Source organism: Catalinimonas alkaloidigena (genome assembly GCF_900100765.1).
Lineage (GTDB): Bacteria > Bacteroidota > Bacteroidia > Cytophagales > Flexibacteraceae > Mooreia > Mooreia alkaloidigena.
Genome location: NZ_FNFO01000006.1, coordinates 171,393 through 187,613, shown reverse-complemented (window position 1 = coordinate 187,613; position 16,221 = coordinate 171,393). Strand labels below are relative to the sequence as shown.

Here is a 16,221-nt window from a genome sequence, read left to right as displayed (position 1 = left end):
ATGGATGTTGCTGATCGGGCTGGTGGCCTGCCAGCCGACTACCACCGCGCCGCCGGTCGGGTCGACCCTCTTTGCGCTCCTGCCTGCGGACGCGACGGGCATCGACTTTCGCAACGACCTGCATTACGACAAAGCGTTCAACATCTACACTTACCGCAACTTCTACAACGGTGGTGGTGTGGCGCTGGGCGACGTGAACGGCGACGGCTTCCTCGATGTGTACCTCACGGCCAACATGGGGCCCAACAAACTCTACCTGAACAAAGGCGCGGCGGCACCACTTCAGTTCGAAGACGTTACCGATAGGGCCGGGGTGGCAGGAAGGCGCGCGTGGTCGACGGGCGTCAGCATGGCCGACGTGAACGGCGACGGCTGGCTCGACATGTACGTCTGCAACTCCGGCGACGTACAGGGCGACAACCGCCAGAACGAATTGTTCATCAACCAGGGCGACGGCACGTTCCAGGAACAGGCCGCTGCCTACGGACTGGCCGACCTCGGACTTTCGACCCACGCGGCATTTTTCGACTACGACCGCGACGGCGACCTCGACATGTACCTGCTCAACAATTCGTACCAGGCCATCGGGAGTTTTAACCTCCGGAAAAACGAACGGCCCCTCCGTGATACGCTGGGTGGCGACAAACTGTACCGCAACGACGGCCGCGGCGGGGCGGCGCATCCCCACTTCACCGACGTCAGCACCGAGGCGGGCATTTACGGCAGCATCATCGGCTTCGGGCTGGGCGTAACAGTCGGCGACGTGAACCGCGACGGGTGGATGGACCTGTACATTTCGAACGATTTTTTCGAACGGGATTACCTCTACCTCAACCAGCAGAACGGCACATTCCGCGAGAGCCTCGAAGCGCAGATCCGCAGCACCAGTGCTGCTTCGATGGGGGCCGACCTGGCCGACATCAACAACGACGCGTACCCCGATATCTTTGTGACTGACATGCTGCCTGCCGCCGAGGAACGTCTCAAAACCAAAACCACCTTCGACGACTGGAACCGCTACCAATACGGCGTGGAGAACGGATACGGCCACCAGTTTACCCGCAACACGTTGCAGCTCAATAACCGTAACGGAACGTTCAGCGAAATCGGACGACTGACCGGCATGGAGGCCACCGACTGGAGCTGGGGGGCGCTGATCGCCGACCTGGACAACGACGGCCTCAAAGACGTGTTTGTGGCCAACGGCATTCACCAGGACCTGACCGATCAGGACTTTCTCCAGTTCATCGCCAACGACGAAATCCGCAAGTCGATCGTCACGAAAGAAGGCGTCGATTTCAAAAAGCTTATCAGCTACATTCCTTCCAACCCCATCGCCAACTACGCCTTCCAGAATCAGGACGGTCTACGCTTTGCGGACCAGACGGCCGCGTGGGGGCTGGCGCAACCCGGCTTTTCGAACGGGGCGGCCTACGGCGACCTGGACAACGACGGCGACCTCGATCTGATCGTCAACAACGTGAACATGCCGCCGTTCGTCTACCGCAACGATGCCGACGCGCGGGCGAGGCCGCACCATTTCCTGAAGTTTCAGCTCCGGGGCGACCGGCAAAACACGGCGGCTTTCGGGGCGAGCATTACGCTGAAGCACCAGGGCAAAACTTTCTACCTCGAACAAATGCCCACGCGGGGCTTCGAATCGTCCGTCGATCCACGGCCGCACGTGGGCCTGGGTGCGTTGCAGACAGTCGATACGGTGCTGGTGCAGTGGCCCGGTGGCAACACAACGCTGCTGACGCACGTGCGTGCCGATCAGACCCTGACCCTGGCCGAAAAAGATGCCCAACCGCCGGTGCAGTGGGTCGCGCACGAAGCGCCGCGTCCACCGCTGTTTCAAGAGGCCGGCGACGCCCCTCCGCTCGACTTCCGGCACCAGGAAAACCACTTCGTCGACTTCGACCGCGATCCGCTGTTGTACCACATGCTGTCGACGCAGGGACCGGCTTTGTGCAAGGCCGACGTCAACGGCGATGGTTTGGACGACGTGTTTGTGGGGAACGCGAAAGATGCGGCGGGGGCGGTGTTCGTGCAGCAACGCAACGGACAATTTGTCCGGACCACACAACCGGCGCTGGAGGCCGATCGCGTGGCGGAAGACACGGAGGCGCTGTTTTTCGATGCAGACGGCGACGGTGATCCCGACCTCTACGTGTGCAGCGGGGGCAGTGAGTTTCCTACGTCGTCGACCGCGCTGATCGACCGGCTGTACCTGAACGACGGGCGCGGCAACTTTACCAAATCGTCGCAATTGCTGCCGACCTCGGCGTTTGAAAGTACGTCGACCGTGAAAGCGGGCGATTACGACGGTGATGGCGATCTGGACCTGTTTGTGGGCGTGCGGCTGCAACCATTCCGCTACGGCCTGCCCTGCAACGGCTACGTGCTGAACAACGACGGCAAAGGGCACTTTACGGACGTGACGGCCCAGGTAGCGCCCGAACTGACCGGCCTCGGAATGCTCACGGATGCCGCCTGGGAGGACCTCGACGGCGACCACGACCTCGATCTGGTGGTGGTCGGCGAGTGGATGCCCGTTACGGTTTTTCGGAACGAAGGCGGGCAGTTCTCCCGAAAAATAGCGGTACCCCACAGCCAGGGCTGGTGGAATTGCCTGCAACCGGCCGACCTAGACGGTGACGGCGATGTGGATTTTGTAGCGGGCAATTATGGCCTCAATGCGCGGCTGCGCGCCTCGCCCGAAAAGCCCATTTCGATGGTGGTCAACGACTTCGACCGGAACGGCACCGTAGAGCAGATCCTGTGCACCTACAACGGCGAGCGCTCGTTTCCGGTGGTGCTGCGGCACAACCTGACGGCACAACTGCCCGCCCTCAAAAAGAAATACCTGAACTATGCCGACTACCAGTCGCAGACCGTTGCCGAGGTGTTCTCGCCGGAACAGTTGCAGGGTGCCCAAACGCTGGAGGCGACCACGCTGGCGACTTCGGTGCTTCTGAACCAGGGCGACGGCACGTTCGCTGTCCAGGCCCTCCCCACCGAGGCGCAATTTTCGCCGGTCTACGGCGTACTGATCCAGGACCTCGACGGCGATCACCACCCCGATGTGCTGCTGGGGGGAAATCTGTACGGCACCAAACCCGAAATCGGGCGATACGACGCCAGTTACGGCTGTTTGCTGAAAGGGGACGGGAAAGGCCATTTTATGACGGTACCGAACCATCGGTCGGGGTTGCGCCTGGACGGCGAAGTCCGAAATCTGCTGACGATCCGGGCGAACCGGGAAACACTGCTACTGGCCGGGCGGAACCATGCGACATTGCAGGTGCTTCGACTTCAGCCGGAAACTCCGCCTCTGGAGCGGCCTGCTTTGTGATCTGGTAAAAACGATGCGCGTTAAAATGAACCCACAGGCACTAGAAGATTTTGGTCCCGCTCGCTTATTCCCGGCGGCCGATGAGGATAGAGAACGGTGTCATCGCGACCAACGGGAGAGATCTCGGGCAAAAAGGGTTTGAATTCCCGGCAGTCAGCTAGATTGCACAAGAAGTCATGTGTTGAGACGTATTTTTACAGCAACCCATACATAAACACGACCACTATCCAGACCTTGCATTTCATGATCCGACGTACCTACTTTTCTTTCGGCCTGTACCTCCTGCTCTTGTCGGGCGGAGCTTTCGCGCAGACGCCGGAAATTCCTTATACGCCCCTCAACCTGCAGAACTTCAATGACTTCCGTCCGGTCGGGAAAAACTGGAAGATCGTGGGCAATGTGTTTTACGACCTGCGGGAAGGCGGCAAGGGCAAAACCGAACGCGGTACCGGCGTGGCCGTCAACGCGCCCACCGAGAAGCAGCGCGACCACCTGATGACGCAGATGGAGCACGGCGACCTCGACCTGGAACTCGACTTCATGATGGACAAAGGGTCCAACGCGGGCGTCTACCTGCAAGGGCGCTACGAAGTGCAACTGTTCGACAGTTGGGGCGTGCAAAACCCGACCGCGGCCGACTGCGGGGCCATCTACGAGCGCTGGGACGAAGGCCGTCCGTCGGGCCGGAAGGGCTACGAAGGACACGCGCCCGCGCAGAACGTCAGCAAAGCGCCGGGGTTGTGGCAGCGCTACCGCATTCTGTTTCGCGCACCGCGTTTCGACGCGCAGGGCAACAAGACCGAAAATGCCCGGTTCGTGAAGGTGATTCACAACGGCGTGACAATCCACGAGAATGTGGAAGTGACCGGGCCGACGCGCTCTGCCGCTTTCGAAGACGAACAGCCGACGGGGCCGCTCATGATTCAGGGCGACCACGGGCCGGTGGCGATTCGCAACCTCCGTTACAAAGCGTACGGCACCGAGCCGGTGACGCTCAAGGGCATGAAGCTAAGCACGTACGACGGGGAAGGCTTTAAATCCATCGCGCAGATGGTAGCACAAAAACCGAAGGCGCAACAGGACATTCCGTTTCTGGAACATGCCGCCTCGGGTAGTAAGGAGAACTTCGGCGGGAAGATTGCCGGCACGTTGCACCTGCCGACCTCGGGTACCTACGTGCTCAGCCTGAACCTGAAGTGGTTGCCGCCCGAAGTAAACCTGGAACGGCTGAACGGCGCGGGCCAATTGAAAATCGACGGGAAAGAAGTCTTGTCGCTCGACGGCAGCGAAGGCGGTACGGCCCTGACGACCCTGGACCTGCAATCCGGCGACCATCCGCTCGAACTGGCCTACTACAAAAACTTTGGGTTCTGGTACGCGCGCAGCACCGACATCACGCTGGCGGTGGAAGGGCCGGGCGTGCCGTACACGATTTTGAACGCACCCGTCCGTGCGGCCGAACCCGTGGGCGAAATCGAAGTGGAGCCGGCGGGCCGCCCGACGATGCTCCGCAGTTTTATGAACCACAACGGAACCAAGCGGACGCACGTCATCTCGGTCGGCGAACCGGGCGGTGCCAATTACGCGATGGATCTGCAATACGGCGAGTTGCTGCAATTCTGGCGGGGCGATTTTCTGGAGACAACGCTGATGTGGTACGGGCGGGGCGAAACCCAACTGGCGGTGCCGCAGGGCAGCGTGATCGAGCTGGCCGGACAACCCTCGGTGGCGATGCTGGCCGATCAGAATGCGACCTGGCCCGACTCGAACGACACATACAAGTACCTAGGCTACGACGTGACGAAAGCCGGTCGTCCGGTCTTCAAGTACGCCCTCGACAATGCGGAAATCCACGAATCGTTCGAACCGGCCGACGACGGAAAGAAACTGGTCCACGCGCTGGAAGTCACGGGCGGGGGCGACGGGCTACCCCTCTGGTGCCGCCTCTCGGAAGGGAAGACGATCACGAAGCTGCCAAACGGCCTCTACGCCGTGAACGACAAGGAATACTTTATTGAAATTCAGGGCTCAGAAACGCCGGTGCTGCGCACCACCGCCCGAAATACGCAGGAGTTGCTGCTGCCGATCAAAGGAGGCCCGGTCAAGTACGCCATCGTCTGGTAAGAGGTACTGTCCATGAAAAAACTCATCATTTGCATAGGGCTCACCTGCCTCTGGAGTTGTTCGTCTGGTTCGCAGAACACCGAATCGGACGAATTTGAAGCAACCGAAGAAGAGACGGCTTTTGAGGAGTATGTCAATTCATTGACCCCGGTACCCTTGCCATTTACCACACATTCCATGGAAGGTGAATTGCCCGTTTTCTCTCCTAAGTTTAACAAAGAAGCGTTTGCTCAATACAAAAATCAATACGCGGAGGCACCGGTAGGGATACTCTTCAAAAACGATGCGTCCGTTGCGATCATGCACTATGGTGCAGGCGAATTCGGCAGTGTGCCCACGATCGTCACCTACGATTGGGAAGGCCATAAACTCGACTCGCTGATGCCTTATGAGAAAAGTGCCCTGGACCTGGGCTACGAAGCTGTGGAGTACGTCACCTTTCAGGATGACCACACCTTCTTCGTGGCAGATTCGGTCAAACGGTGGACGATCAACGAAGACGGAAGCGACATCGTGAAAGGTACCCTGCAGCTAACGACCGATACGGTCTGGTACGAGATTGAGGAAGGCGGACAGATCAAAAAAATAAACAAACCGTCCGAGTTGTAATCTCGGGCGATATCAACACCATCACTCATGTTTTTAACTTTTTCCAGAAAGCAATTTTTTCTCCTGATGGCCTGCGTGGGGCTTGGGCTACAGGTCGCGCAGGCGCAGCCGGACGCCAACTTTACGCCCGACAAGGAAGACGACTATTACAAGCTCATTACCCTGCCCATTCCCGAAGACGTGGTGCTGGAAGTGGGGGGGATGGTCACGCTGCCCGACGGCAGCATCGCCATCTGCACCCGCCGGGGCGAGGTCTGGATCGTCTCCAATCCCGCCATTTCCGGCAGCGATCGGCCCACCTTCAAGCGCTTTGCCTACGGCCTGCACGAGCCGCTGGGCCTGAACTACAAAGACGGTGACCTGTACGTGACGCAGCGCAGCGAACTGACGCGCCTGCGCGATAACGACGGCGACGGGCAGGCCGACGCCTACGACAAAATTGTCTCCTGGCCGCTGTCGGGCAACTACCACGAGTATTCGTACGGGCCGCTGTTTATGCCCGACGGCACCATGATCGAAGCGCTCAACCTGGGGTGGAGCAACAGCCTGGGCCACGGCGTCAGTCTGGCCGAATGGCGGGGCTGGATGTTGCAGGTGACCCCCGATGGGGAGATGACCCCGTTTGCAGCGGGTTTTCGTTCCCCCTCCGGGTTTGGACTCAACGCGGCGGGCGATCTGTTCTATACCGAAAACCAGGGTGACTGGGTCGGGTCAGGCCGCATCACCCACGTAGAAAAAGGCGACTTTGTCGGCAACGCCGAAGGCCTGAAATGGTCGTCGCTGCCGGGATCGACCGTGAGCCTGACCCCCGACGACATTCCCGATTCCGGGCGCCCGCTCTACGACGTGGCGAAGGAAGTTCCTGGTCTGAAACCACCGGCCATCTGGGTGCCCCACGGCATCCTGGGCATTTCGACGTCGGGCATCCTCAACAACGACACGAAGGGCAAGTTCGGGCCGTTCGACGACCAGTTGTTCGTCGGTGATCAGGGACAAAGCATGGTGACGCGCGTCTCGCTGGAGAAGGTGAAGGGCGTCTACCAGGGTGTGGTCTTTCCGTTCCGCGAAGGCTTTGCCTCGGGCATCTTGCGGCTGGTCTGGGGCCACGACGGGGCTCTGTATGCCGGGCAAACGAGCCGGGGTTGGGCGGCGGTGGGCAAAGCGCCCTACGCTCTGCAACGGCTGGTCTGGACGGGCCGCATGCCGTTCGAAATGAAGACCGTGCGCGCCACGCCCGACGGCTTCGAGATCGAATACACCCAGCCGGTCGACAAAAAAGTAGCGGGAAATCCGGCGTCCTACAAGATCACCGGCTTCACCTACAAGTACCAGGCGCAGTACGGCAGTCCCGTCATCAACAACGCCAACTGCCCGATCGTCGGAATTCAGGTATCGGACGATGGCCTGAAGGCACGCTTGGTGGTCGACAGCCTGCGGCTCGGCTACATCCACGAAATCACCGCCGAAGGGGTGCGCTCGACCGAAGGAAAAGCCTTGCTACACAACGTGGGCTACTACACCCTGAACCAGCAACCCGACGGCCCGAAGCTGGACCGCACGCAATTCGCCGCCGCACACCAGCATAACGCCGCGGCAATGGGGTCGGCCTCTGCCAAAACCACTACGTCCGGTACCGTGCGTAAACCTGCTGCCTCCGCCTCAAAACCGGCGACCAAACCTGCTGCCAAGCGCGTGACCAAACTGCCGGCCGGGTGGGGCGAACCCGAGTTCACGATCACGATGGGCACCAAACCCGGCCTCAAATTCACGCCCGAACAGTTTCAGGTGAAGGCCGGTAGCAAGGTGCGGGTGGTGTTCCAGAACGACGACGACATGCTGCACAACTTCGTGGTGGTGCTGCCGGGAACGGCCATCGAAGTGGGCGAAATGGCGATGAAGCTGGGCCTGGAAGGGCAACAGAAAAATTACATTCCGTCAACGGACAAGGTGCTGTATCACACCAACCTGTTGCAACCCAATACCTCCGAAACGATCTACTTCGTCGCGCCCGAAAAGCCGGGCGACTACACCTACGAGTGCTCCGTGCCGGGACACTTCTACTCCATGCAGGGCACAATGAAAGTAGTGAAGTGAGAAGAGTTTAGAGTTTAAGGTTCAAAGTTAAAAGTTGAGCGTTTGAAGAGTTGGCTTACCATGTTGAGCAATTTGAAATCTGCCATCTGCCATTTGTAATCCACAAGATCTCCTCCCTATGAAATCCTCTTTGCTTAGTCTCACGCTGTTGGGCAGTTTCTGGCTCGGCAGCGCTACCACCCTGGGGCAGGCGTCGGATTATCCGATTCAGCCGGTTCCGTTTACGGACGTGCACGTCGACGATCCGTTCTGGTCACCGCGGATCGAGAAGAACCGCACCGAGACCATTCCCGCCTCCTTTGCCCGCATCGAGAGCACCGGTCGGCTGAAGAATTTCGACATGGCCGCCAAAGGCGAAGGGAAGTTCTGTACCACCTACACGTTCGACGACACCGACATTTACAAAACCATCGAAGGGGCTTCCTTCTCGATGGCGGTTCATCCCGACCCTCAACTCGATGCCTACGTCGATTCGCTGATCGGGGTGGTGAAGGCGGCGCAGGAACCGGACGGCTACCTCTACACCGCCCGGACCATCGACCCGGCGAACCCGCACAAATGGGCGGGACCGGAGCGTTGGGTGCTGGAGCACGAAAACAGTCACGAGCTCTACAATTCCGGCCACCTGTTCGAAGCGGCGGCAGCACACTACCAGGCCACCGGCAAACGAAACTTACTGGACATCGCCCTGAAAAACGCCGACCTGTTGTTGGATGTGTTCGGACCGAACAAACGCCACGTCGCGCCCGGTCACGAGGTGGTGGAGATGGGCCTCGTGAAGCTGTACCGCCTCACGGGACGTGAAAAGTACCTGGACCTGGCGAAATTCTTCATCGACGAGCGTGGCAAGCGGGAGTACGACGAGAACAGCCCTGACCCGTGGAAGAACGGGAAGTACTGGCAGGACGCCACGCCCGTCGTGGACGAAGATGAAGCCGTCGGGCACGCCGTGCGGGCGATGTATCTCTACGCCGCGGTGGCCGATGTGGCGGCACTGACCGGCGACGAAGCCTACACAACGGCCGTGGACCGGATCTGGGACAACATGGTCGGGAAGAAAATTTACGTGCAGGGTGGCATTGGGGCGGTGCCGTCGGGCGAACGCTTCGGCGAAAACTACGACCTGCCTAACCACTCGGCCTACAACGAGACGTGCGCGGCCATCGGCAATGTCTACTGGAACCACCGCATGTTTCTGCTGCACGGCGACGCCAAGTACATGGACGTGCTGGAAAAGGTGCTCTACAACGGCATGATCTCGGGCGTAGGGATGGACGGCAAGACGTTTTTCTACACCAACGCCATGCAGATCACCGACCACTACCAGCACCACGACCTGGAGCGCGAGCGGTCCGGCTGGTTCGTCTGCTCGTGTTGCCCCACCAACGTCACGCGCTTCATGCCTTCCATTCCGGGCTACGTCTACGCGAAGCGCAACGACGATCTCTACGTCAACCTGTTCATCAACGGCTCGGCCGATGTGGACGTCAAAGGGAAGTCCGTTACCATCACGCAGGAAAACAACTATCCGTGGGACGGAGGGTTGGCCTTTACGCTGAAGCCGCGTTCGTCGACCGAGTTCAACCTGAAGATCCGCATCCCCGGCTGGGTGCAGAACGAAGCCCTTCCATCCGACCTGTACCGATTCGAAGGGAACTCGGATGCAAAACCCGAAATCAACGTCAACGGCCAGGCGGTCGATTACACCATGGACAAAGGCTACGCCGTGCTGAGCCGGAAGTGGAAACGGAACGACAAGGTGGAGGTCATGCTGCCGATGGACGTGCGGCGGGTGGTGGCGAACGAACAGGTGGAAGCCGACCGCGGCAAGGTGGCGATCCAGCGCGGCCCCCTGATCTACTGCGCCGAGTGGAAAGACAACGACGGCCAGGCCAGCAACATCCTCCTGCCCGAACAAGTAGAATTCACCCCTACCTTCGAGTCCTCGCTTCTGAACGGCGTCACGGTGCTGGAAGGGCAGGCGCCCAAGGTCGAGGTGATCGACAACGGCCTGGGCCTGAAAACCGAAACCAAACCCGTCCGGCTGATTCCGTACTACGCGTGGGCCAACCGCGGACCGGGCGAGATGCAGATCTGGTTTCCCGAGAAAGTGACGGGCGTGGAATTGTTCGCGGAAGAGAGTAAGTAACCGTCTTCATGTATACTCTTGCACAGCCACCGTGTCTCCGATGCGGTGGCTGATTTTTATCGCCCCAGGAGGTACTCCTTAGGCTGATGATGTGAGAAGCAAGCCGGGTGGGGGATTTTGCTTTTCATCAAACCCCGAGAGAACACATCCGACTTCTTCTGCGTTAACAAAGCACCATTTCACCTTGGGAAGAGGCAAAATCCGTAATTTGGCCCGGTTTCTTCCCGTTGCATGAAGGTGCCGGGTGATAGCTTCTCAATTTCCTGCGGTATGGATGCCCAATTTCTAAAGAAAATTTACGCCACCCACCAGGTGTGCACCACGTGCCCGTCGCCCGCCGATGTGGCTTCCTTCTTCGATACGTTGCTTGGCGCGCTCTTCGCCGACTTCACGCAGTTGGCGCATCTGTCGGAAGCGGAGTTTGCCACGCTGATCGACAAATTGCAGAAAGACCTGGATCGCCTTCTGCAACAGACGCCGCAGGCTGCGCAGGTATCGGACGTGACGCAGGCATTTTTCGAGGCTGTACCGGCCCTGTACGACACGCTGCAAGACGACGTGACCGGCATTTTTTCGGGCGATCCGGCAGCGACCAACCGCAGTCAGGTAATTCGGACCTATCCGGGTTTTTATGCCATTGCGGCCTATCGGTTCGCGCATCAGTTGTATTTGCTGGGGGTTGAAGACCTGCCGCGCATCATCACGGAATACGCCCACAGCAAAACCGGCATCGACATCCATCCGTCGGCCCAGATCGGGACGCACTTTTGCATCGACCACGGCACCGGTATTGTGATCGGCGAAACGGCCGTCATCGGCAACCACGTCAAGATTTACCAGAACGTCACGCTGGGGGCGCTGAGCGTCAACAAAGCCGATGCGGCCGTAAAACGTCACCCCACCATCGAAGACCACGTGGTGATCTACGCGGGCGCGACGATTCTGGGGGGCAATACGGTGATCGGGCACCACAGCGTGATCGGTGGGAACGTCTGGCTGACACGCAGCGTGACGCCGCACTCCAAAATCTACTACCAGGCCAAAATGTACAACGACGTGACGCAGGACACTGACCTGATCATTTTCAAGACCAGTTAAAGGAGTTTAAAGTTCAAAGCTCAAAGCTCAAAGTTTGAAACGACGCTGTTTCTTAACTCATCACTTTTAACTCATAACTCTTCCTACGCTCTGTGCCCTGCGCCTATTCACTCATTCAGTCATTCTCTCATTCCCCCATTCCCTATGAAACTCGCCGACCTGATCGGAAATACCCCGCTGGTGGAACTGCAAGTCATTCCTGTCAAGAAAAACGTTACGCTTTTGGGCAAACTGGAAGGGAACAACCCCGGCGGAAGCGTAAAAGACCGGGCGGCTTACGGGATGATCAAGGGCGCGTTGGACCGGGGGGAAATCAAGGTAGGCGACCCACTGGTGGAAGCGACCAGCGGCAATACGGGCATTGCGCTCGCGATGATCGCCCGCATCCTGGGCCTGGACATGACGCTCATCATGCCCGACAACTCCACCCGCGAGCGGGTGCTGGCGATGGAGGCCTACGGCGCCAAGGTCGTCCTGACGCCCGCCGCCCAAACCATTGAATACTCGCGGGAACTGGCCGAACAGATGGCACGCGACGAAGGCTACTTCATGCTGAATCAGTTTGCCAACGCCGATAACTACGCCGCCCACTACCGCACCACCGGCCCCGAAATCTGGCGCGATACCGACGGGCAGGTGACGCATTTTGTGTCGGCGATGGGCACGACGGGCACCATCATGGGTGTGTCGCGTTACCTGAAAGAACAAAATCCGGCGGTGCAGATCGTAGGGACGCAACCCACCGACGGGTCGTGCATTCCCGGCATCCGGCGCTGGAGCCCCGACTATTTACCCAAGATTTTTGAGCCGGATCGTGTCGATCGGGTAATCGACGTACGCGAAGAAGATGCCCGGACGTACACCAAACGCCTGGCGAAGGAAGAGGGCATTCTGGCGGGCATGAGCAGTGGGGGCGCGCTTTACGCGGCTCTGCAAATCGCGAACGAAATCGACCAGGGCGTAATCGTTTTCATCGTCTGTGACCGGGGCGACCGCTACCTCAGCTCCGACCTGTTTACGTAAGCCAATCCCATCCCACAATGTCCCAGACCTCGCCGTCGGGGGCCGTGTACCGGTGAAACGGCACGAAGCCGACCCGGGCGTGTGCGCGCAGCGACCGTGCGTTGCGGGCGGCAATTTCCGTGACCATATACCGAAACTGCAGTTGGTACTGGGCCTGCAGGTGCGCGTACATCCGGTCGAACGCTCCCTGGCCACGCACCGGCTTTCCTACGCAGACCTGTCCGCACACGAGGTAGGTCGTATCGCCCAGCCGTTCGTTCTGAAACGAAAGCCCGTCCAGCAACTGAAACATGGGGCGCAGCACCGGAACATCGTCCCGAAATGCGGGCAGCATCGCAAGACAATAGCTGACTACCTCACCGGCGTCGTCGACGGCGACGACACTGGGCGCGGCGGCGTGCATCCGTTGTAACAACGGCAGGTCGTGCTGCACCGTGACAAAGCCCTGTTGCGCCAGTTCTTCGGACGAAAGGGCGGCCGGCAGGTTGAGGCGTTGCAAGTTCAGAATCCCCTCCAGATCCCGTTGCGTGTGTGCCAGGCGAATTTCCATGTGCTCTTAAATCTGCCGCCAAAGTAGCGGGATTTTATCCGTCGTACCGCATCCGATCACTGTTCGATTTCGCAACAGGAGCGTTCAGATCCGAACAGCTACCGGAAACGAGCGGTCGCATACCCGCCCGGAACGCCACGAAACCCCGGTTTTGATTTTTGGCAGCGGATTTGATCAGCAAAACTGGAACATATTCTCAGGCCGGTACCTCATGGCATATTTAGGCGAATTTGAAGAAATCGTGTTGCTCACCGTGGCCGCTCTCGACGGCGAGGGGTACGGCGTCAGCATCACCCGCGAAATCGAAACCCAGACGGGCCGCAGCGTGCGGCTCAACCAGGTCCACGCCGCGCTGCACCGGCTGGAAAAAAAGAGCATGGTCCGTTCGCACATGGGCGACGCCACGGCCGAGCGCGGCGGCCGCCGCAAGCGCTTGTTCGCCATTACGCTCTACGGGCAAAAGACCCTGACCGAAATCAAAGAGATCCGGCTGCACTTGTGGAGCCTGCTTCCCGGCACCTCCGGACCCGCTACCGCCACCCCCGCCGTCAGCCGATGAATATGCCATCCCACGAAAGGCCGCCCCGCCGCGCCGACCGGTTGCTGGCCTGGTTCTGTTCAGCCGACCTGCTCGAAGAGGTGCAGGGTGATCTGCACGAAGAGTTTGCTTACCAGGTCCAACGGATCGGCGAAAAACGCGCCCGCCGACGCTACTGGTGGGACGTGCTGGGCTTTATCCGACTCTTTGCTCTCCGACGAAAAACGACCGGTACGACCTCAAACCTCTCTATCGCCATGTTAAAAAACTACCTGATAATCGCCTTCCGCCATCTCCAGAAGAACCGCGTATTTACCTTCATCAACATTGCGGGTGTCGCCATCGGCATGGCGGGCTGTTTGCTCATCCTCGCCTACGTCCGGTACGAACTTAGTTACGACCGTTTCCATCCGGAGGCCGATCAGATTTATCGGGTTACGTATTTCGTTTCCCAGGGGGATCAGGAGATCGTGGCCAGTGCGGCAGCCGTTCCTGCGGTAGGGCCAGCACTCAAAAACAACTTTCCGGAAGTGAAAGACTATGCTCGGTTCTACCCGATCAATGGCATTATGACGTACCAGAAAAAGGACGGGAAGTTGGTTGCTTTTCGGGAGAAGAAGATGCAGATCGCCACGCCGTCGGCCCTGACCTTGTTTAACCTGCCGTTGGAGGAGGGTGATCCCGCGACCGCGCTGGAAGGGTTTGGGAAAGTGGTGATTTCGCAGTCGGCCGCCAAACGGTATTTCGGCGACGAAGACCCGATGGGCGAGACGCTTACTTGGCAGGATGGCGACGCCTTACAAGTGACGGGGGTGATGCGGGACCTCCCACCCAATTCGCATATCAAGTTTGATTTCCTGATTTCCTACCAGACCCTCAACGAAAAGACGGAAAATGGCTCGGAGATAGCTTGGGGACCGTACGACTTCAACACCTACGTGCTGCTTGATCCGCAGACCGATCCGGCCCAACTTCAGGCCAAATGGGATGCATGGCTGGAAAAGGAACGGCAGGAAGACTGGACGAAGTACAACGTGCGCGAAGCCTTTGTCCTCCAGCCTTTGACCGACATCCATCTCTATTCTAACCTGGTACAAGAATCAGAACCGGACGAACAGGGCAACGGACATGCGGTCTACTTTCTTCTCATCATTGCCGGCTTTATCCTGGTGATCGCGTGGATCAATTACGTGAACCTCTCAACAGCCCGCGCCATGGAACGCGCCCGCGAAGTCGGCATCCGCAAAGCGGTAGGCGCCATCCGCAACCAACTCATGGCCCAGTTCCTACTCGAAAGCGTCGTCGTTAATGTGGTGGCTACGATAGTGGCGGTGGGGATCGTCGTCGTGGCGTTGCCGCACCTGGCCACCCTGACGGGACAGCCGCTGGCGGCGCATGTTTTTACCCAACCCCAGTTCTGGCTGGTACTAGGAGCCTTGTTTCTGGTCGGTGCGCTGTTGTCAGGTTTCTACCCGGCCCTCATGCTCTCGTCGTTCCAACCCGTCAAGGTGCTCAAAGGCAAACTCACCACTTCTTCGGGTGGAACTCGGTTACGGAAAGCCTTGGTCGTGTTTCAGTTCGGGGCCTCCGTGGCGCTGATCGCCGGCACAGGGGTTGTTTTCAAGCAGATCCAGTTCATGCTCCAGCAAGACCTCGGCATTGACATTGAGCAAACCCTGGTCTTGAAAGGGGTAGGTAGTACGGATTCGACCTACACTGGGACGCTCCATGCATTCAAGGATGAAATGATACGGAAGGCCGGGGTCAGCAGCATCACGGCCGCCAGCAACGTACCCGGCGACGAAATTTTCTGGACCAATATCCTCAAGCGAATCAGCGGCGGGCCGGAGGGGATCATTACCGTTTACACCGTCGGCATCGATTACGATTACGTGCCCGCTTTCGGGTTGAAGCTGACGGCAGGGCGCAATTTTTCGCTGGATTTTCCTTCCGACAGTGGCGGCGTGTTGTTGAATGCAGCTGCCACAAAAATGTTGTTGTACGACACACCGGAAGAGGCTCTGGGCGAATGGGTGAACGTCGGTGGAGGCGACACTCTTCAGGTGGTCGGCGTACTGGCCGATTACCACCAGATGGCCCTCAAGTATACCCAAGCCCCCATCGTATTTCGACTCGATCCGAGCCCTACTAATTTCTACGCACTCAAAATCAAAACTGACGACTTACCCACCACGCTGGAAAGCATTCAACAGGAGTGGCAACAGTTCTTTCCCGGCAATCCGTTCGACTACTTCTTTCTCGACGAGTTTTTTAACCGGCAGTACGAATCCGACCAACTGTTCGGGCGGGTCTTTACCTGGTTTGCGGGCCTGGCCATCTTCGTCGCCTGTCTCGGGTTGTTCGGGTTGGCCGCGTTTACCACGGTGCAGCGCACGAAAGAGATCGGGGTGCGCAAGGTGCTAGGCGCGTCGGTCGGGCACATCGTCTCGCTGCTCTCGCGGGAGTTTGTCCTGCTGATCCTGCTGGGCAGCGTGCTGGCCATTCCGCTGGCGTATCTGCTCATGCACCGCTGGCTGGACACCTATCCGTTCCGTGTCGACCTGAGTGGGTGGTACTTCCTGTTGCCGCTGGTGCTGGCCATCGCGATGCTGACGGTGAGTTACCAGACGATCAAAGCCGCCCTAGCCAATCCCGTTGACGGACTGCGCAGCGAGTGATGT

The 16,221-nt window shown here is 59.0% G+C and carries 10 protein-coding genes; 9 read left to right on the top strand and 1 reads right to left on the bottom strand.

Annotated elements, in window-relative coordinates; genetic code table 11:
• The first annotated feature begins 4 nt into the window (after positions 1-4).
• From BLR44_RS16280 to cysM, 7 genes are all read left to right on the top strand, one after another.
• Positions 5-3,355, top strand: a complete 3,351-nt coding sequence (locus BLR44_RS16280; protein ID WP_089683873.1) for a VCBS repeat-containing protein — start codon at positions 5-7, stop codon at positions 3,353-3,355.
• A gap of 243 nt (positions 3,356-3,598) precedes the next feature.
• Positions 3,599-5,479, top strand: a complete 1,881-nt coding sequence (locus BLR44_RS16275; protein ID WP_089683871.1) for a 3-keto-disaccharide hydrolase — start codon at positions 3,599-3,601, stop codon at positions 5,477-5,479.
• Positions 5,480-5,491: 12 nt separating this feature from the next.
• Positions 5,492-6,088: a hypothetical protein gene (locus BLR44_RS16270; protein ID WP_089683869.1), complete on the top strand. Its 597-nt coding sequence runs from the start codon at positions 5,492-5,494 to the stop codon at positions 6,086-6,088.
• 27 nt (positions 6,089-6,115) lie between these two features.
• Positions 6,116-8,182: a plastocyanin/azurin family copper-binding protein gene (locus BLR44_RS16265; protein WP_089683867.1), complete on the top strand. Its 2,067-nt coding sequence runs from the start codon at positions 6,116-6,118 to the stop codon at positions 8,180-8,182.
• A 118-nt stretch (positions 8,183-8,300) separates the two neighbouring features.
• Complete coding sequence (locus BLR44_RS16260; RefSeq protein WP_089683865.1) at positions 8,301-10,331, top strand: glycoside hydrolase family 127 protein; 2,031 nt, start codon at positions 8,301-8,303, stop codon at positions 10,329-10,331.
• A gap of 270 nt (positions 10,332-10,601) precedes the next feature.
• Positions 10,602-11,429, top strand: a complete 828-nt coding sequence (locus tag BLR44_RS16255) for a serine O-acetyltransferase (protein WP_089683863.1) — start codon at positions 10,602-10,604, stop codon at positions 11,427-11,429.
• Positions 11,430-11,573: 144 nt separating this feature from the next.
• Entirely contained in the window at positions 11,574-12,452 is an 879-nt protein-coding gene (cysM, locus tag BLR44_RS16250; protein WP_089683861.1) for a cysteine synthase CysM, read from the top strand.
• Here cysM and BLR44_RS16245 read toward each other — a convergent pair.
• Positions 12,445-13,002 carry a GNAT family N-acetyltransferase gene (locus BLR44_RS16245; protein WP_089683859.1) on the bottom strand — a complete coding sequence of 186 codons (558 nt, stop codon included), beginning with the start codon at positions 13,000-13,002 and terminating at the stop codon, positions 12,445-12,447. The two genes, cysM and BLR44_RS16245, sit on opposite strands and share 8 nt — an antisense overlap.
• A 211-nt stretch (positions 13,003-13,213) precedes the next feature.
• Here BLR44_RS16245 and BLR44_RS16240 point away from each other — a divergent pair, with 211 nt between their 5' ends.
• The gene (locus BLR44_RS16240) at positions 13,214-13,561 is read left to right on the top strand and encodes a PadR family transcriptional regulator (protein WP_089684163.1); all 348 of its coding nucleotides are present in this window, start codon (positions 13,214-13,216) and stop codon (positions 13,559-13,561) included.
• The gene (locus BLR44_RS16235) at positions 13,558-16,218 is read left to right on the top strand and encodes an ABC transporter permease (RefSeq protein ID WP_218127102.1); all 2,661 of its coding nucleotides are present in this window, start codon (positions 13,558-13,560) and stop codon (positions 16,216-16,218) included. Before BLR44_RS16240 ends, BLR44_RS16235 begins: the two co-directional genes overlap by 4 nt.
• Positions 16,219-16,221 lie beyond the last annotated feature (3 nt).

What these genes read in the sequence shown, in the direction of transcription:
- cysM (WP_089683861.1), top strand. Translation starts at nt 11,574, where the DNA reads ATGAAACTCGCCGACCTGATCGGAAATACCCCGCTGGTGGAACTGCAA.
- BLR44_RS16275 (WP_089683871.1), top strand. Translation starts at nt 3,599, where the DNA reads ATGATCCGACGTACCTACTTTTCTTTCGGCCTGTACCTCCTGCTCTTG.
- BLR44_RS16255 (WP_089683863.1), top strand. Translation starts at nt 10,602, where the DNA reads ATGGATGCCCAATTTCTAAAGAAAATTTACGCCACCCACCAGGTGTGC.
- BLR44_RS16260 (WP_089683865.1), top strand. Translation starts at nt 8,301, where the DNA reads ATGAAATCCTCTTTGCTTAGTCTCACGCTGTTGGGCAGTTTCTGGCTC.
- BLR44_RS16240 (WP_089684163.1), top strand. Translation starts at nt 13,214, where the DNA reads ATGGCATATTTAGGCGAATTTGAAGAAATCGTGTTGCTCACCGTGGCC.
- BLR44_RS16280 (WP_089683873.1), top strand. Translation starts at nt 5, where the DNA reads ATGTTGCTGATCGGGCTGGTGGCCTGCCAGCCGACTACCACCGCGCCG.
- BLR44_RS16270 (WP_089683869.1), top strand. Translation starts at nt 5,492, where the DNA reads ATGAAAAAACTCATCATTTGCATAGGGCTCACCTGCCTCTGGAGTTGT.
- BLR44_RS16245 (WP_089683859.1), bottom strand. Translation starts at nt 13,002, where the DNA reads ATGGAAATTCGCCTGGCACACACGCAACGGGATCTGGAGGGGATTCTG.
- BLR44_RS16265 (WP_089683867.1), top strand. Translation starts at nt 6,116, where the DNA reads ATGTTTTTAACTTTTTCCAGAAAGCAATTTTTTCTCCTGATGGCCTGC.
- BLR44_RS16235 (WP_218127102.1), top strand. Translation starts at nt 13,558, where the DNA reads ATGAATATGCCATCCCACGAAAGGCCGCCCCGCCGCGCCGACCGGTTG.